Origin of the sequence: Saccharothrix lopnurensis, from assembly GCF_042658445.1 — a bacterium.
Lineage (GTDB): Bacteria > Actinomycetota > Actinomycetes > Mycobacteriales > Pseudonocardiaceae > Actinosynnema > Actinosynnema lopnurensis.
In genome coordinates this window covers 59,724-76,825 of record NZ_JBHSQO010000003.1, presented here as the reverse complement: position 1 = coordinate 76,825, position 17,102 = coordinate 59,724, and the positions used below count along the sequence as shown (strand labels likewise).

Below are 17,102 nucleotides of genomic sequence, written 5' to 3'. Positions count from 1 at the left end.
CCCGGTACGTCCCGGTACGGCAGAGTGGTGGCATGGAGCTGACGCCGCGCACCCTGTTCTCCTTGGCGAGGACCACCGTGGAGACCGCCGTGGCCGTGCCCGGCCGGGTGCTGGACCTGCTGGGGGCGGCCGAGACCGTGGTCCGCCGGGCCGACGGCCTGGTGGCGCGCACCGAGCGGGTGCTGGCCGAGACCGAGGCGCTGGTCGAGCGGGCGAAGGTGGTGACCGCGGCGGCGGACGGCATCACCGCCGACGTCGCCCGCACGGCCCGCGTGTCGCGCGAGCTGATGGACGACTACGCGCCGTTGGCGCGGCAGGCGCAACCGCTGGCGCGGCGCTTCGTCGAGGAGCTGTCGCCGCACGAGGTGGACGCCGCGATCGAGCTGGTGGACCAGCTCCCGGTGCTGACCAAGCACATCATGGAGGACGTGCTGCCGATCCTGACGACCCTGGACAAGGTGGGTCCGGAGATCCACCAGCTGCTGGAGGTCACCAAGGACATGAAGCAGGCGATCCTCGGCATCCCCGGTTTCTCGTTCCTGCGCCGCCGCGGCGAGGAGAAGGAGGAGGGCGGCGAGTAGGACGCCCCTCCGGGGACCGGCGCACGCGTTCACCCGGTTCCCGGTGGCCGGAATTCCACTCCGCCTCACGTGCTTTCCGGAGAAGCCCCACCCGCCTACCGCGATGCTCGCCGGCTTCCGCCGGTCCGGCATTTTCTTCGGCGGATTTCCGAGGGCGGAACACCCGACGGCGTTCAGGACGGCACGGGCCGCGGGCGTGCCGTCCGACTTCGTCGCGACCGGTCCGCCGACCGCTGCCGACAGCCACCACCGACCCGCCCACCGCACCGGCTCCCACCGCCCCTCCCCTTCCCCTTCCCCTTCCCCTTCCCCTCTCCCCTCCCTCCCCCTCCCTCCTACCCCTCCCCTTCTCCCTCCCTTCCCCCTTCCCCTCTCCAAATCCGGGACGTCTTTTGTGAAAGGCACCTTCGGAGTAATGTGACGGCGACAATGCGCGGTACGCCGTTCGCGCGCCGACCATCCGCCGGATTTATCACCCACGTGCGCGTTCCGCGGTGCCTGGTTGTCACGGCGCTACGGGGTTTTACTCACTCGAACGAGTGAACGCCGTCGAGGCGGCGAAAAGAGCGTTTGACACCCCTCGACGGCTGATTTTACTGTCGATCGGGCGAAGTCCCAAGGCGGTGCTTCGGCATGCGGAGGCGGCAGCATGACGATCTCACTGAACGGGTTGGCGCGGCAGCGGACGTTCGCCGGGGGCACGACGACCGGACCGGCGGTCCACCCGGCGAGCGAGTACAGCGCGGCGCGGCAGCTCTGGGCGAGCGTCCCGACCGAGCTGGCCGAGCGGATGGCGCCGCTGGCCGGCGTCCTGGTGCGCGACGCGGTGCGGGAGATCCGCCGCGCGGTGCCCGCGTACGCGCGGCCCCTGGAGGGCAAGTTCCGCGAGGTCCTGGTCGGCGCGGTCGAGATGGCCATCTCGAAGTGCTTCGACATCATCGTCAACCCCGACGCGGCGCAGGGCGACTGGGAGGCCGTGCTGCGCTACAGCGGTCGGATCGAGTACCTCGAAGGTCGCACCATGGACTCGCTCCAGACCGCCGTGCGGGTCGGGGCGCGCGTGGTGTGGCGGCACCTGAGCGAGCGGGGGCGCGAGCTGGGCGTGCCCACCGACACGCTGTTCCTGGTCGGTGACGCGATCTTCGCCTGGGTCGACGAGCTGTGCCGGGTCGCCATCGCCGGGTACGCCGAGGCGCAGGCCAACGCCGGCGGCGCGCTGGAGCGCAGGCGTCGGCAGCTGCTCAAGCTGGTGCTGGCCGAGCAGCCGGCGTCGGCGCGCTCCGTCGCGGACCTCGCCGCGACCACGGACTGGCCGCTGCCCGCACGGGTCGCCGTGGTGGCCCTGGAGTACCGCGAGGACCAGCACCAACTGCCGCCGGTGGCGCTGGGCCGCGACGTGCTGGTGGACCTGGAGAGCTCGACGCCCTGCCTGGTCGTGGCCAACCCGGCCGAACGGCTGCGGCTGGACCTGCGCGGGCGGCGGGCGGCGGTGGGGCCGGCGGTGCCGCTGGCCGAGGCCCGGCAGTCACTGGCGTGCGCCCGGCGCGCGCTGGGCCTGGTGCGGCGGGGCGTCCTGCCGGTCACACCGCTGACCTGGTGCGACGACCACCTGGCCACGCTGGCGCTGCTGTCCGACGAGTTCCTGGTGGGTCGGCTCAGCGAACGGGCCCTGGCCGCGTTCGCCGGCCTGACGGTCAAGCAGCGGGAGCGGCTGGAGACCACGCTGCTGGCGTGGCTGGAGACGCAGGGCGGGATCGGCGAGATCGCCGCGCGCCTGGACGTGCACCCCCAGACCGTCCGCTACCGCATGCACCAGCTGGAGGAACTGCTGGGCGACCGCCTGGCCGACCCGGAGGAACGCCTGACCCTGGAGATCGCCCTGCGCTCCCGCCGCCTCCTGAACCACCCCCACCCCCACCCCTGACCCACCCGCGAGTCGTACGTCCAGACCCCCCGTGTCGTACCTCCAGAACGCGCGAGTCGTACGTCCAGGACCACCGTGTCGTACGTTCAGGACCCCCGAGTTCAACGTTCGCGACGGGGTTGGCACCCGTTCGGGGGTACCTGAACGCTGAATTCGAGGGTCCTGGACGTACGACACGACGGGCCTGGACGTACGACTCGCGGTCAGGGGTTCAGTTCGTGGCCCGGCCGGCCGGGGGTGGTGTTGCGCTCCTTGAGCTCGGACTCGTACAGGTGCCGGACGCCGCCGGCCAGCTGGTCGCGCACCTCTCGTTCACACTCGCGGAACGCGCGGTAGTAGCCGTCGTCGTAGTCCTCGACGAGTTGGAACGTCCACCGGCCGTGGATCACGTTGCGCCCGATCAGCTCGGCCTCCAGGCGGTCGGCCTGCTCGTCGTGCCCGGCCTCGCGCAGCAGCCCCACGGCCCGCTGCGCCTCCGCGTCCGCCTTGCCCGTCAGCTGGTGGAAAGAGAACAGGTGCCCCCGCGCCCGCTCCGTGGTCTCCAACGCCTCGGTCAACGCCCCGACCGCCTCGACGGTCGCGTCGTCCACCCCGTCCGGTCGCCTGTTGTCAGCCCTCTGCATGACGGGGAGTTACCCCCGAGGGGGCGTCCCTACCCACCCCCTCAGGGCTGATCGCGCCACCCGGTTCGGCCGGTCGGCCCGTCGCCCGTTCGGGCCTTCGGTCCCCTCCGGATCGGGACTTTGGTCCCTGATGATCGGCTCGCGCCGTGCCGATGGAGGAGGTGACGACTCGGAAAGGTGTGACCGGATGCTTCTGGTGAGCTCTCGCAGCGCGGTGACCGTGACCCGTTACCTCGACGCCGTGCGCGAGCACCTGCGGGACGCCGGGGTCGTGGTGGCCCGGGTCGAGGTCGACCTCAACCCGGGTGAGCCGTTCGAGGCGCGGATGGTGACCGAGCGCGGTGCGGTGCTGCGGTGGCACCAGGAGCGCGGGTGGTGCACGACGACCGAGCAATCGCCCGACCGGCACCGGCCCGCCGCGGACCACCTGCCCTTCCCCGTCGAGGACCACCTGTCGCTGGAGGGCCACCGGTCGGCCTGAGGTTCGGAGAGGAGCCGAGGGGCGATCGGGAGGTGGGAACCGGGGGCGGGAGCCAGCGGGAGTCGGAGGGGGAGCCAGCGGGAGTCGGGGGCAGTCGGGGGGCGGGGGCCGCGTGGCCGGCCACCAACCGCGCTCGGGCGCGCCGTCGCCGTTCGGGTTCGACCGCGGAATACCCACCAGCGGCTTCACCCGGCAAAACTCCCCGTGCGGTGGGAGGCACGGCGCGCGGGCACTGCGCAGCGTCACCTGCCCGGAAATCCCGGGATCGTGCGCACACGTCCGTGTGATCGGCGTGGACCTCTGGCGTGAAAGGCGTCGATTCGCTTGAACCGCACCGGGGGGTGAGGCACGTTCCCCCTCGTCCCGGTTCTCCGGGAACCCCTCCCCGCGGCACCAGGAGCCACCGATGACCGACGCCGTCCTCCGCCACCTCCACGCGGCCACCGCACTGTCCTGTGCGGACGGTCCGGGCCGCGCGGTCGAACGACGTGCTCCGGGGCGGCGGCACGTGTCCGCCGTCGACGCACCGGCGTCCATCAGCCTGCGCCCGTTCTACTGCCCGGTGCCCGCGGCGGTCCACCCGCGCGCGGCCGAGGCCGAGCGCGACGCCCTCGCCTGGGTCGACCGCATCGGCCTCGCCGCCGACGGTGAGGCCCGCGAGCGCCTGCTGCGCACCAACAGCGCCGACTTCTACGCGCGGCTCGCCCCCCGCGCCGACTACGACGGGCTCCGGCTCGCGGTGCGGTGGGTGTACTGGGGCTTCCTCTTCGACGACCGGCGCTGCGACGGCGGCCGGTTCAGCGACGACCCCGTGGCGTTCCCGCCCATGGCGGCGCGCGTGCAGCGCGCGGTGGACGCGCCGTGGAGCGGGGCGGTGGACGACCGGTACGCGCGGGCCGTCCAGGACATCGTGCGCGACGTGTACGAGCTGCGCACCCCCACGCAGGCGCGGCGCTTCACCGACGCCCACCGCGCGTGGCTGTTCGCGACGACGTGGCAGGTCGCCAACCGCGCCCGCGGCCACGTGCCCACCCTCGACGACTACGCCGCGATGCGCCTCCAGACCTGCGGCGGCGCGCCGACCATCGCGCTGCTGGAGATCGCCAACGGCCCGGAGGTGCCCGGCGCGGAGATGGACTCCCCCGCCGTGCGGGCGCTGACCGAGATGGCGATCACGGTGGCGGCGTGGGACAACGACTTCCACTCCTACGACAAGGAGGCCGGGGAGCACCACACCGACCAGAACCTGGTGAACGTGCTGGCCCACCACTGGCGCCTGCCGCCCGACCGGGCCGTGGCGGAGGCCGTGCGGCTGCGGGACCGGGTGCTGACCCGGTTCCTGCGGCTGCGCGAGGTCGTCGCCGCCCGGCCCGCCAGCGTGGCCCTGCGGACCTACCTCGACTGCCTGGGCCACGCCATCCGCGGCAACAACGACTGGGCCTTCGGGGTGCCCCGCTACCGCGGCCTGGTGGCCCCGGGCTGGGCCGACGAACCCGCCGACGACAACCCGGACCCGTTGCCGCTGCCCACCATCGCCTGGTGGTGGGACGACCTGTGACGCGCGACCCCGACCGGGCCCGACCGCCGCACTTGACCGAGTCGGTCCGGCGTGGGTGCGCCCGGCCCGGGTGTGCCGGAGAATCCGCCCCGACGAACGGAGGCGGGATGGGCGAGACGCCGGTGGCGGTCGTGACGGGCGGGAACCGCGGCATCGGGCGGGAGGTGTGCCGCCAGCTGGTCAACCTGGACCACGACGTCGTGCTCACCGCGCGCGACCCCGCGCGGGCCGCGGCGGTCGCCGATCAGCTGGGGGTGGACCACCACCGGCTGGACGTGACCGACGACGGGTCCGTCGCGCGGCTGGCCGGGTACCTGGGCGAGCGGTACGGCCGGGTCGACGTGTTGGTCAACAACGCCGCCATCCACTACGACCCTTGGCAGCACGCCTCCTCGGCCGATCTGGGGGTGGTGCGCGAGGCCATGGAGACCAACTTCTACGGACCGTGGCGGACGGTCCTGGCGCTGCTGCCGCTGCTGCGGTCCTCGCGGCGCGCCCGCGTGGTGAACGTGTCCAGCGAGGCCGCGTCGCTGGCGTCGATGGGCGGCGGCACGCCCGCCTACGGCACGTCGAAGGCCGCGCTGAACGCGTTGACGCTGATGCTGGCCTCGGAGCTGCGCGGGATCCTGGTCAACGCGGTGTGCCCGGGGTGGGTGGCCACCGACATGGGCGGACCCGGCGGGCGGCCGGTCGAGCACGGCGCGGCGAGCGTGGTCTGGGCGGCGACGCTGCCCGACGGCGGGCCCACCGGTGGCTTCTTCCGGGACGGGAAGCGGGTTCCCTGGTAGCTCCCGCTGGGTACCCGTGCGGCATGAAGCGGCGCATGGGTGTGGTGGTGGCGGGCCTGGTGCTGGTGGCGGTCGCGGCCCTGGTGTCGGTGTTCGTGGTGGTACCGCGCTTCGGCACGGACACCATCGACCGGAGCCAGCCGGCGTTGTTGCAGTCGCTGCGCGACCTGAGCCAGTACCACGCGGCGGCGGGCGACTTCCAGGTCGTGCTGGACATCGAGAACGACGTGCGCTTCGTGCCGTCCGCGCTGGCCGGGCAGCGGACCCTGTTCGTGGCCGCGGGCACGGTCAACGCCTACGTCGACTTCGGCGGGCTGGCCGAGGAGTCGTTCACGGTGTCGCCGGAGGCCAAGACCGTCGAGCTGGCCCTGCCGCCGGCGGTGCTGGACAAGCCGAACCTGGTGCAGGAGCGGTGCTACGTGTTCGCCCAGGAGCGGGGTCTGCTCGACCGGCTCAGCTCCCTGGTGGAGACGCAGGACCAGCAGCCGTTCTACGTGGCCGCGGAGCAGAAGATCTCCGACGCGGCCCGCGACTCCGGGTTGGCGGGGCGGGCGGAGGAGAACACCCGCAAGATGCTGACCGGCATGTTCGGCGCGCTGGGCTACCAGGTGACCTTCACCGCGGCGGCCGACTGACGGCCGTCGGCTGACGCGGCCGGCCGGTGGCGGCGAGGCGGCGCGCCGGCTGACAGAGGCAAGGCGACGCGGCCGGCCGGCAGAGGCAAGGCGACGCGGCCAACCGGCGGCAGCCAACCGGCCCGGCGGCAGCCGACCGAGGCAGCCGACCGAGGCGGCCACCCGACGGCGACCGGCCGCCGGACGGCCGCCGGCCCCGGACCGCTGGTGGGCGGGAGCATCGTGGTGAACGCCCACCCGGGGTTCGCTGTCGCCGCGCCGCGCCGTGCGCTGGGACCGCACCCCGGCGCGCCCACCGACCTGGGCACGCTGGGCGGCGCGGTCGGCACCGCGAACGCGGTCGACGAGCGGGGCGCGGTGGTCGGCCACGCGCAGGACGCGGAGGGCACCGTGCGCGCCGTCCTGTGGGACCCCGCCGGCCGGGTGCGGGACCTCGGCGCGCTGCCGGGCGCCACCACGAGCCGGGCCGAGGAGATCGGCGACGACGGCGCGGTGGCGGGCGTCTCCGACACCGGGGGACGTGGCCAGCGGGCCGTGCGCTGGGACCCGGACGGCCGGGTCACCGAGCTGCCCACGCCGCCCGGCACGCTCGGCAGCTGGGTCAACGGGGTCAACGACGTGGGCGGTGTCGTGGGCGGCGCGTACACCGGGGCGGGCGTGGTCGCGCTGCGGTGGGACGGCGACGGCCGGGTCACGGTGCTGGAGGGCCTGGGCGGCGCGGCGCACAACGCGGTGGCCGTCGCGGACGACGGGACCGCCGTGGGGCAGTCGGCCGGCGCGGACTCGGTCGTCCCGGTGCGCTGGGACCGGGAGGGTCGCGTGACCGCGCTGTCCGCGGCGAGCGGCATCGCCACGGCGGTCGACGCGCGCGGGGTCGTCGTCGGCCAGGCCGACGGGCGCGCCACCCGCTGGGACCGGTACGGGCGGGCCACCGACCTGGGCGTCCTGCCGGGCGGCGGGCGCAGCCACGCCGCGCACCTCAACGACCGGGGCGTGGTGGTGGGCGGCGGCGAGCGCGCGGGCGGCGCGGTCGACCGGCCGGTCCGGTGGGACCGCCGGCGCGGACCGGTCGAGCTGCCCGCGCCGGCGGGGGCGGTGGCGGGCGGCGCCGGGCGGGTGACGGGGTCCGGGCTGGTGATCGGGGACTTCACGCTCGTGGGCGGCGGTGCCCGCGCAGTGCTGTGGGGGTGAGCGGTGAGCAGGGCCGGCGGGTGGGCGGGGTGCGCGGGCGTAGACTGCCCGCCCGATGAGGCGCAAGCTCCGGCCACCGCTCCCCCAGCGCCACGGCCTCGACCCCGCCCGCCTGCGGCTGCCCGCGGAGGGCCCCTGGGCGACCGTCCGAGACCACCTGGTGGAGCGGCTGCACCGGGTCGAGCCCGAGCGGATCGACGCGATGCTGGCCGAGGGGCGCGTCCACGGCCTGGACGGGCCGGTCGCGCCGGACGCCCCGTTCGTCCCGGGCACCTGGATCTGGTTCCACCGGGACCTGCCCGACGAGGCGCCGGTGCCGTTCGCGATCGGGGTCGTGCACCGGGACGACGCGATCGTGGTGGTCGACAAGCCGCACTTCCTGGCCACCATCCCGCGCGGCAGGCACGTGGTGGAGACCGCCCTGGTCCGGCTGCGCCGCGACCTCGGCCTGCCGGACCTGGTCCCGGCCCACCGGCTGGACCGGGTCACCGCGGGGCTGATCATGTTCGTGGTGGACCCGCGGCTGCGCGGCCGGTACCAGCTGCTGTTCAAGGACCGCCTGGTGCGCAAGGAGTACGAGGCGATCGCGCCGCACCGGCCGGACCTGGCGCTGCCCCGCCGGGTGACCAGCCGGATCGTCAAGGTCAAGGGCGTGATCACGGCGCAGGAGGTCGAGGGCCCGGTCAACGCCGAGACGCACGTGGAGCTGGTCGAGCACCGCGGCGGGTGGGGCCGGTACCGGCTGGTGCCCGCCACCGGGCGCACGCACCAACTGCGGCTGCACATGGCGTCGCTGGGCGTGCCGATCCGCAACGACGACTTCTACCCCGTGCTGCGGGACAAGCCGCTGGACGACTTCACCGACCCGCTCCAGTTGCTGGCGAAGGCGCTGGAGTTCACCGATCCGGTGACCGGTGAGCACCGGCGCTTCGCCAGCACCCTGCGGCTGGAGCTCTAGCCCAGGTAGCCGAGCAGCTGGGCGATCTGGGCCGTGCGCGACTCGAAGATCCGGTTCGCCAGCTCCTTGGCCTGCGGGTTGGCCCCGCCCTCGCGCTCCAGCTTCGCGATCTCGACCGCGTTGTGCTGGTGGCCGATGAGCAGGTTCAGGAACGCCGTCTCGAAGTCGGCGGCGGGGGTGGCCGCCAGTTCGGCGATGGCCTCCGGGCTGGTCGAGTGGTCGCCGCCGTGGCCGGCGTGCAGCTCGGGGGTGTCACCCGCGGACTCGGGCTGACCCCAGTCCGCCAGCCACTGGGTCATCGAGTCCACTTCGGACAGCTGGGTGACCTTGATGGCGGAGGCCAGGGTCTTGACGTCCGGCCGGATGTCGCGCTCCTCGGCCAGGCGCACGATCTCCAGGCCGGCGCGGTGGTGCGGCACGGCCATGTGCAGGAACATCACGTCGGTGTCGTTGAACTCGGCGGTCTCCGCCGCGGTCGACGCGGTCGGTGGCGGGGCCGCCTGCGGGGTGGGGTCGCCCCCGCCGCAGGCGGTGAGCACCAGCAGGCCGGCCAACAGGGTCGCGAGGCGTCGCAAGGTCGTCCTCCTCGAAGCCGGAAGCCCGCCCGCGCCGTACAGGGCAGCGCGGGCGGGCGTGTGTCACCGCGTCAGACCCTCTGCCAGAGGGCCGCGGTGTTCGGCGGCTCCCAGCCCACGAGGGAGGTGTGCGGCTGGATGCAGCGGTACGAGACGCCGCCGTAGGTCACCTGCGAGCCGACCGAGTACGCGGTGTTGGGCGCCCACGTGCCGCCCACCGGCGGCTGCGTGGTCGTCGGCGGCCGCGTGGTGGTCGTGGTCGGCGGGTTGGGCGTGGTGGTGGTCGGCGGGTTGCCGCCACCGGACCCGACCTGGAGGTCGACGCAGGAGTAGAACGCCATGGGCGTGTCGGCGATGTTCCACACGGCCAGCAGCTTGACCCGACCGGTGCGGCCGCCCAGGTTCACGTTGTGCGACACGCTGGCCGCGGGCTGGCGACCGCCGTCGTTGAACTCGGCGATCTTGCTGCCGCCCACGAAGTACTGCCAGGTGGTGGTGGAGTGGCGGGCGGTGAGCGTCCAGTTGAACGTCACGTTGTTGCCCACGCTCGTGGTCGGCCACGGGCGGCTGTCGTCGTTGAGCTGCGCGAACGAGCCCACGCCACCGTGGCAGTTCTGCTGCCCCTTGGCGCCTTCGACGCTCTGGGGCTCGTAGACGATGGGGCCGCAGTTGGAGATGCGGCCCTGGGCGCACATCGCCTGCCGACTGGGCGGCGAGGAGATGTAGCCGTGGGCGCTCGCGGTGCCCGCCGACACGACGACCAGCAGGGGTGCGACGGCGGTGCCCGCGAGAACCGCGGCCAGCTTGCGTTTCAAGCTCATGTGTCCAGCTCCTTCGCAGGAGACCCAGGGAGGTCTCCGGTGCAGGGTCCGTTGTCCGCGGCGGCCGGATCATGCGGCGCGTCAGGAGGGGATGACGCACCGCAACGTGGTCTAGACCATAATCGGGAACGACATCCGGGTCAAGGGAGTGAACCGACTGGTCCAGCCACCCGTACCCCCGACTGTGAACGGACATCCCGGAACGCGGTACGCCGGCCCGGTCGCGGCGCGCGAGGCGCTGTCGCGCGGAGCCGGGCGGAACGGGGTCGACCGCGCGAACGCCGAGCGGTCGGTCACCGGCGCGCGGGCGCGCCACCGCCCGATCGGCACCGCGGGTGTGATCCGCCGCGCGGTTGGCTGACACTGGCGGGCATGGAGGAGCACGAGGTCATCGCGAACGGCGGTCACGTGGTGCGCGCGGTCGAGCTGGGCGCCGGCGAGCCGCTGGTGCTGTGCCACGGCGGCAGCGGGTGGTGGGGCGGGTTCGACGCGCTGGCCGGGCTGCTGGCCGTCCGGGTGCGCGTGATCCGCTGGGAGCAGCGGGAGTCCGGCTCCCTCGCCGACCTGGAGGCCCTGCGCGCCCACCTCGGGCTGTCCCGCTTCGCGCTGCTGGGCCACGCGGGCGGCGCGGAGGTGGCGCTGCGCTACGCGCTGGCCAACCCGGAGCTGGTGTCGTCGCTCGTCGCGGTCTCGGCGACCGGCCCGCGCGAGGCGCCCGCCGGGTGCCGCGGCTTGGCCGTGCCGACGCTGCTCGTGGACGGCACGGCAGCCGGCGCGGTGGGCGGCGCGGTGGACGGCGCCCCTGGTCGGGGAGCTGCCGGGCCCGGCAGCGCGCCGGCGGACGTGCTGGCCGACGCGCTGCCGGACGTGGCGCGGGTCGTGCTGCCCGGCGCGGGCCACGTGCCGTGGGAGGCGTCGCCGGGGTCGTTCGGCTGGGCCGTGCTCGCGCACCTGGCCCGGTAGGAGGGGCCGCGCGGGCGCGACCCCTCCCGGACGGCGCTCAGCAGGACAGGTTGTTGCCCGCCGGCACGCCGAGGACGCCCACGAACCGCTGGTAGGCGTTGATCCGGCTCTGGACCTGCGCCGGGTTGCGCCCGCCGCACTCCAGGGAGCCGTTGATGCTGCGGATGGTCTCACCGAAGCCGTAGCCGTTGACCATCGCGTTGTGCGGGGTCATGGTGCCCGGACCGTTCTGGGTGTTCCAGTACCAGAGGGCGGTCTTCCAGGCGACCGAGGCGTCGTTCTGGACCAGCCACGGGTTGGTCAGCAGCGGGAGGCCCAGCGCGTCGCCCGCGGCCTTGTAGTTGAAGTTCCAGCTGAGCTGGATCGGGCCGCGGCCGTAGTACGCGGCCTGGCCGGCGGGGCAGCCGTAGGGCTGGCCGGGGTCGCAGTAGTGGGGGTAGTTGGCCTGGTTCTGCTCGACGACGTGCACCAGGCCGCCGGTCTCGTGGTTGGCGTTGGCGAGGAACGCCGCGGCCTCCTGCCGGCGGACGGTGTCGCTGCCGGTCTTGGCGAAACCAGGGTACGCGCTCAGCGCCGCGGTCAGGCCGGCGTAGGTGTAGAAGGGGTTCCGGCTCGGGAACATCTGGTTGAACTGCGCCTCGCTCACCACGAAGCCGCCGGGTGCGGGCGTGCTGGTCGTGGTGGTCGGGCCGCCGGAGCAGGTGTAGGGCTCCCAGTACCAGGTGCTGATGGTGGGGTCGTAGCCCGGGTTGTCGTGCTCGGCGATGTAGTAGAGGCCGTTGGTGTACCGGACGATGCTGCCCGCGGCGTAGAACTGGCCCTGCACCCAGTTCGGGTGCGTGCAGGCCGGCGGCGGGGTCGTGCCGCCGCCGCAGGTGCCCTGGTCGGCCCAGACCGCGGCCGAACCGGGCGCCTCGTTCTGGGTCCACCACTGGGCCCGCCAGTTGCGGCCGCTGTGCGAGGCCGTCATGCCGCCGGTGTAGACGGCGGACGGGCTCCACGCGGAGGCACAGGCCGCCGCGGAGGCGGTGTTGGCGACGAAGACGGTCAGTGCCGCCCCGACGACGAAGGCGACTGCGGCCGCCAGTACGCGGAATCTCGACACGTGATCACTCATTTCGACGTTGAGCGCCCTGGACGTGACTGACGGTCACTCAACCGGAAATGGTCTACACCAGTCAAGGTGAAACCTGAGCATTTTCTACGTTTGTCCGGCGGTCTGTCCGGGGACGGACGCGGTCTAATGGGGGCGTGCAGTGGACCCGTTACTGGCGGGCGGCGGACCGCCCCGTGGAGGCGATGCACGCGCACTTCACCTCGCACCGCTACCACCGGCACAGCCACGACGCCTACTCGTTCGGCGTGACCGAGGAGGGCGCGCAGTCGTTCCGGTGCCGGGGCGGGGCGCACACCAGCCCGGCGGGCACCGTGGTCGCGTTCAACCCGGACGAGGTCCACGACGGCTACCCCGCCACCGAGGACGGCTTCACCTACCGGATCATCCACATCGGACCGGAGCTGGTCGCGGACCTGCTGCCCCGGGCGCCGCTGTTCCGCGACCCGGTGCGCCACGCGCCCGCCCTCGCCGACGCCCTGCGCGACCTGCACACCGCCCTGCGCGAGGGCACCGCGCTCGCCCGCGACGAGCAGCTGGTGCGGACCGTGCACGCGATGGCGGCGCACGTGATGCCGCCGCGCCCCCGGTCGGGCCCCGACGGCGACCCCGGCCCGGCCCGGGACCTGCTGGAGGCGCACTGGGCGGAGGACGTGCCGGTCGAGGCGCTGACGGGGGCGACCGGGCTGAGCCGGTTCGCGCTCTACCGGGCGTTCCGCTCGCGGTACGGGCTGTCACCCAGCGACCACCAGCGCCAGCGCCGGCTGCGCGAGGCCCGTGCCCTGCTGTCGGCGGGCGTGCCGCCGGCCGGGGTGGCGGCGGCCACGGGGTTCGCCGACCAGGCGCACCTGACCCGGTGGTTCCGCCGCTGCTACGGCATCACCCCGGCGGTGTACGCGCGGGCGGCGCGCGCCTGACGCGGGTCGCCGGCCCGGGTCCCGGCGGACTTCCCGGCCGCGCGGTCCGCACACCCCCCGCGGACGACGCGTCACCCGCGACTACGCCCGGTACGGGCCAGGCCGGGTGGTTTGACCCGTTCGACGGTCGCCGGCCCCGTCGTCGATCACAACACTGGGGTGCATGGCGCACATCGAGTTGAACAACGACCTGCCCGGCATCGGCGGGCTGCTGGCCTACCGGCCCGACACCGCCCGGCCGCTCGGCGAGCTGGCCGAGGTCCTGCTGCGCGGACCCAGCGACCTGTCCCGGGGCGAGCGCGAGCTGATCGCCACCCACGTGTCCGAGCTCAACAGCTGCAACTTCTGCGCCTCGTCCCACGCCGCGTTCGCCGCCGCCCAGCTGCCCGCCGACCACGTGCGGTCCGCGAAGCTCAACGCGCTGCTGGACATCGCGGCGGCGGTGGCCGAGAGCGGGCGGGCGGTGACGCCGGAGCTGGTCGCCAAGGCGAAGGAGGAGGGCGCGAGCGACCTGGAGGTGCACGACACCGTGCTCATCGCCGCCGCGTTCTGCATGTTGAACCGCTACGTGGACGGCCTGGGCACGTGGGCCCCCGAGGACCCAGCGGTCTACGCCACGATGGCCCAGCACTTCGTCAAGGGCGGCTACGCCGGGATGGTCTGACCGGCCCCTCCACCACGACCGGCCGGCGCCGCGGTGGTCCCGCGCCGGCCGGTCACCCGTCCCCGGGGGAACACCCCGACCGGATCACCCCGGGTGCGCCCGATCGGCCCACCCGACCCTCCCCCGGAGCGGGGAGGAGCCCGGCGCGCGCCGCGCCCCCGCCACGGGCGGGAACCGGCGCCCGGACCTGCCGCACCGGCCGGCACGGTGCGTGACGCCGGGTTGACCAGGGGTCAAATTCAGTCTTGTGAATGTGCGAGGGCTCACCCTAGAGTCTCTGGGAGCGCTCCCAGGGAGCGCTCCCAGAAGCGTCGTCAACCGTCAGAGCAGACGGAGGAGACCCAAGTCCATGAGATCGCTTCCTTCTCCCCGGTGGCGCCGTCGGACCACCGCGGCCCTCGCCCTAGTGGCGGTGAGCGGCGCGTTGGCGTCCGGTACGGCCTACGCCGCGGACTACGAGCGCCTGATCAACGGGAACTTCAGCGCCGGCGCCGACCCGTGGTGGGCGGGCACCGGGGTCGGCAACCGGGTCGTCAACGGCGAGCTGTGCGCGACCGTCCCCGGTGGCACGGCGAACCCGTGGGACGCGCTGATCGGCCAGAACGGCGTGCCGTTCGAGGCCGGCCAGTCGTACACGATGAAGTTCGACGCCTGGGCCGCGAGCCCCCAGCCGATCACGGCGAACCTCGGTGAGGCGGTCAGCCCGTACCGCGGCATCGCCGCCCACACCGTGCAGCTGACGACCACCAAGCAGTCGTTCAGCTTCACGTTCACCCCGGAGCTGGACTTCCCCGACGCGGGCAACGGCCAGGCGTCGTTCCAGCTCGGCGGGCAGGCCGCGGCCAACACGGTCTGCGTGGACAACGTCTCCCTGGTCGGCGGCGTGAAGCCGCCGGGCGGCGACGTGAACGAGCCGGCGAAGAAGATCAACGTCGACCAGGTCGCGTACGTGCCGGGCCTGACCAAGCACGCCACGCTGACCTCCGACGCCACCGCGGCCCAGACGTGGGCGCTGAAGAACGCCGCGGGCGCCACCGTGGCCACCGGTCAGACCACCCCGAAGGGCCTGGACGCGGCGTCCGGCGACCGGGTGCACCTGATCGACTTCTCGTCGTTCAACACCCCGGGCACCGGTTACGCGCTGACCGTCGGCACGGAGACCAGCTTCCCGTTCGACATCGGCACGACCGCGTTCTCGAAGCTGCGCTACGACTCGCTGGCGTACTTCTACCACAACCGCAGCGGCATCGAGATCCAGGCGCAGTACGTCGGCGAGACGTACGCCCGCCCGGCCGGCCACCTCAACGTGGCGCCGAACCAGGGCGACAACAACGTGCCCTGCCTGGCCACCCTGAGCTGCGGTTACAACCTGGACGTGCGCGGCGGCTGGTACGACGCGGGCGACCACGGCAAGTACGTCGTCAACGGCGGCATCTCGGCGTGGCAGGTGCTCAACACCTACGAGCGCGCGAAGCTGATCGGCGACGCCGCCGCCCTGGGCGACGGCAAGCTGCGCATCCCGGAGGGCGCCAACGGCGTGCCCGACATCCTGGACGAGGCCCGCTGGGAGGTCGAGTTCCTGCTGAAGATGCAGGCGCCCAACGGGATGGTCCACCACAAGATCCACGACGTGAACTGGACCGGCCTGCCCCTGCTGCCGCACGAGGACCCGCAGCCGCGGCGCCTGTCGGACACCAGCACCGCCGCGACGCTGAACACGGCCGCGGTGGCCGCCCAGGCCGCCCGCATCTGGAAGACGATCGACCCGACGTTCTCGGCCAAGGCGCAGGCGGCGGCCGTGAAGGCGTACGCGGCGGCCAAGGCGAACCCGAACAAGATCGCCGACCCGAACGACGGCACCGGCGGCGGCTCCTACAGCGACCCGACCGTGACCGACGAGTTCTACTGGGCCGCGGCGGAGCTGTTCACCACCACCGGCGAGTCGACCTACCGGTCCGACCTGACCTCGTCGCCGCACTACCGGGCCGCGAGCCTGGACGACCGCGGCTTCGACTGGGGCGCCACCGGCCCGCTGGGCGACATCACGCTGGCCCTGGTGCCCAACGGCCTGCCGGCCTCCGACGTGACCGCGATCAAGAACGCGTTCGTCGCGATCGCGGACAAGCACCTGACCCAGATGGCGAGCCAGGGCTACCCGGCGCCGTACAAGACGCGCACCGGCGAGTACGACTGGGGCTCGGGCGGCCTGATCGCCAACAACACGGCCGTGCTCGCGCTGGCGCACGACTTCACCGGCCAGGCCAAGTACCGCGAGGGCGTGTTCCAGGCGCTGCACTACTTCCTGGGCCGCAACCCGCTGTCGTACTCCTACGTCACCGGTTACGGCGAGCAGCCGGTGAAGAACGTCCACCACCGGCACTGGGCCAACCAGCTCGACCCCGAGCTGCCGACCGCGCCGCCCGGCGCGCTCTCCGGTGGTCCGAACAGCGCCCTCCAGGACCCGATCGCGGCCCGCCTGCTCCAGGGCTGCGCGCCGCAGAAGTGCTTCGTCGACCACATCGAGGCGTACTCGGTCAACGAGGTCACGGTCAACTGGAACTCGGCGTTCGCGTGGGTGGCGAACTGGGCGGCGGAGAAGGTCACCACGGCCCCGCCGGTCGACACGACCGCCCCGTCGCAGCCCGGCGCGCCGTCCGCGTCGGACATCACCACCACCGGCGCGAAGCTGACGTGGACCGCGTCCACCGACGCCGAGAGCGGCGTCGCCGGGTACGACGTGGTGTCGGTCGAGGGCACCACCCAGCGGGTGCTGACCACGGTCACCAGCCCGTCGGCGACGCTCACCGGCCTGACCCCCGACACCGCCTACCACCTGGCGGTGGTGGCCAAGAACGGGGCCGGGCTGAAGTCGCAGTCGGTCGCCACGACCGTGCGGACCAAGGCCACCGACACCCCGGCCGGGTCCTGCAAGATCACCTGGCGGGCGACGTCGTGGAGCGGCGGCATGTCGGCGAACATCACCATCGCCAACGCCAGCGGCCAGGCGTGGACCGGCTGGAAGCTGGAGTTCACCCTGCCGGGCACCCAGCGGATCTCGCAGGGCTGGTCGGCGACCTGGTCGCAGTCCGGCCAGGCGGCGACGGCGACGAACCTCCAGTGGAACGGCAACCTCGCCAACGGCGGCTCGACGCAGGTCGGGTTCAACTCCTCGGGGTCGGGTTCGGGCGAACCGACCGACTTCCGGGTGAACGGTCAGCCTTGCACCAGGGGCTGATCCGGTGACCCGCGGTGGGTGCCGCTGCTCCGGCGCCCACCGCGGCCACCCCCCCCCCCACCCGGCCCACCACC

At 73.5% G+C, this 17,102-nt stretch carries 16 protein-coding genes; 12 read left to right on the top strand and 4 right to left on the bottom strand.

The window, feature by feature from the left end:
* The first annotated feature begins 32 nt into the window (after nt 1-32).
* A complete protein-coding gene (locus tag ACFP3R_RS04135; protein ID WP_380632994.1) occupies nt 33-581 on the top strand; it encodes a hypothetical protein in 549 nt (182 codons plus the stop codon).
* A 649-nt stretch (nt 582-1,230) separates the two neighbouring features.
* Nucleotides 1,231-2,505, top strand: a complete 1,275-nt coding sequence (locus ACFP3R_RS04130) for a PucR family transcriptional regulator (RefSeq protein WP_380632992.1) — start codon at nt 1,231-1,233, stop codon at nt 2,503-2,505.
* 203 nt (nt 2,506-2,708) lie between these two features.
* Here the strand turns inward: ACFP3R_RS04130 and ACFP3R_RS04125 are convergent, their stop codons facing one another.
* Nucleotides 2,709-3,128, bottom strand: coding sequence for a hypothetical protein (locus tag ACFP3R_RS04125; protein ID WP_380632990.1), 420 nt, complete (start codon nt 3,126-3,128; stop codon nt 2,709-2,711).
* 187 nt (nt 3,129-3,315) lie between these two features.
* Here ACFP3R_RS04125 and ACFP3R_RS04120 point away from each other — a divergent pair, with 187 nt between their 5' ends.
* The 6 genes from ACFP3R_RS04120 (at nt 3,316) to ACFP3R_RS04095 (ending at nt 8,739) form a co-directional block, all read left to right on the top strand.
* Complete coding sequence (locus ACFP3R_RS04120; protein WP_380632988.1) at nt 3,316-3,609, top strand: hypothetical protein; 294 nt, start codon at nt 3,316-3,318, stop codon at nt 3,607-3,609.
* Between the two features lie 406 nt (nt 3,610-4,015).
* Nucleotides 4,016-5,167 (top strand): terpene synthase family protein, encoded by a 1,152-nt coding sequence (locus ACFP3R_RS04115; protein WP_380632986.1) that lies wholly within the window; start codon nt 4,016-4,018, stop codon nt 5,165-5,167.
* A gap of 107 nt (nt 5,168-5,274) precedes the next feature.
* Nucleotides 5,275-5,955: an SDR family oxidoreductase gene (locus ACFP3R_RS04110; protein ID WP_380632984.1), complete on the top strand. Its 681-nt coding sequence runs from the start codon at nt 5,275-5,277 to the stop codon at nt 5,953-5,955.
* A gap of 23 nt (nt 5,956-5,978) precedes the next feature.
* The gene (locus ACFP3R_RS04105; RefSeq protein ID WP_380632982.1) at nt 5,979-6,590 is read left to right on the top strand and encodes a DUF4230 domain-containing protein; all 612 of its coding nucleotides are present in this window, start codon (nt 5,979-5,981) and stop codon (nt 6,588-6,590) included.
* A gap of 207 nt (nt 6,591-6,797) precedes the next feature.
* On the top strand, nt 6,798-7,781 hold the full coding sequence (locus ACFP3R_RS04100) for a hypothetical protein (RefSeq protein ID WP_380632981.1): 984 nt from the start codon (nt 6,798-6,800) through the stop codon (nt 7,779-7,781).
* A 55-nt stretch (nt 7,782-7,836) separates the two neighbouring features.
* The gene (locus ACFP3R_RS04095) at nt 7,837-8,739 is read left to right on the top strand and encodes an RluA family pseudouridine synthase (protein WP_380632980.1); all 903 of its coding nucleotides are present in this window, start codon (nt 7,837-7,839) and stop codon (nt 8,737-8,739) included.
* Here ACFP3R_RS04095 and ACFP3R_RS04090 read toward each other — a convergent pair.
* Nucleotides 8,736-9,314 (bottom strand): DUF305 domain-containing protein, encoded by a 579-nt coding sequence (locus tag ACFP3R_RS04090; protein ID WP_380632978.1) that lies wholly within the window; start codon nt 9,312-9,314, stop codon nt 8,736-8,738. The two genes, ACFP3R_RS04095 and ACFP3R_RS04090, sit on opposite strands and share 4 nt — an antisense overlap.
* Nucleotides 9,315-9,385: 71 nt before the next feature.
* Nucleotides 9,386-10,135 (bottom strand): lytic polysaccharide monooxygenase, encoded by a 750-nt coding sequence (locus ACFP3R_RS04085; protein WP_380632977.1) that lies wholly within the window; start codon nt 10,133-10,135, stop codon nt 9,386-9,388.
* A 372-nt stretch (nt 10,136-10,507) separates the two neighbouring features.
* Between ACFP3R_RS04085 and ACFP3R_RS04080 the strand changes: the two genes are divergently transcribed.
* Complete coding sequence (locus ACFP3R_RS04080; protein WP_380632975.1) at nt 10,508-11,098, top strand: alpha/beta fold hydrolase; 591 nt, start codon at nt 10,508-10,510, stop codon at nt 11,096-11,098.
* A gap of 37 nt (nt 11,099-11,135) precedes the next feature.
* On the opposite strand, the gene ACFP3R_RS04075 is transcribed toward ACFP3R_RS04080, so the two are convergent.
* The gene (locus tag ACFP3R_RS04075) at nt 11,136-12,203 is read right to left on the bottom strand and encodes a glycoside hydrolase family 19 protein (protein ID WP_415364707.1); all 1,068 of its coding nucleotides are present in this window, start codon (nt 12,201-12,203) and stop codon (nt 11,136-11,138) included.
* A 146-nt stretch (nt 12,204-12,349) separates the two neighbouring features.
* Here ACFP3R_RS04075 and ACFP3R_RS04070 point away from each other — a divergent pair, with 146 nt between their 5' ends.
* The 3 genes from ACFP3R_RS04070 (at nt 12,350) to ACFP3R_RS04060 (ending at nt 17,028) form a co-directional block, all read left to right on the top strand.
* Complete coding sequence (locus tag ACFP3R_RS04070) at nt 12,350-13,129, top strand: AraC family transcriptional regulator (protein ID WP_380632971.1); 780 nt, start codon at nt 12,350-12,352, stop codon at nt 13,127-13,129.
* A 163-nt stretch (nt 13,130-13,292) separates the two neighbouring features.
* Nucleotides 13,293-13,793, top strand: a complete 501-nt coding sequence (locus ACFP3R_RS04065) for a carboxymuconolactone decarboxylase family protein (protein ID WP_380632969.1) — start codon at nt 13,293-13,295, stop codon at nt 13,791-13,793.
* A gap of 412 nt (nt 13,794-14,205) precedes the next feature.
* On the top strand, nt 14,206-17,028 hold the full coding sequence (locus tag ACFP3R_RS04060; RefSeq protein WP_380632967.1) for a glycoside hydrolase family 9 protein: 2,823 nt from the start codon (nt 14,206-14,208) through the stop codon (nt 17,026-17,028).
* The last annotated feature ends 74 nt before the right edge of the window (nt 17,029-17,102 follow it).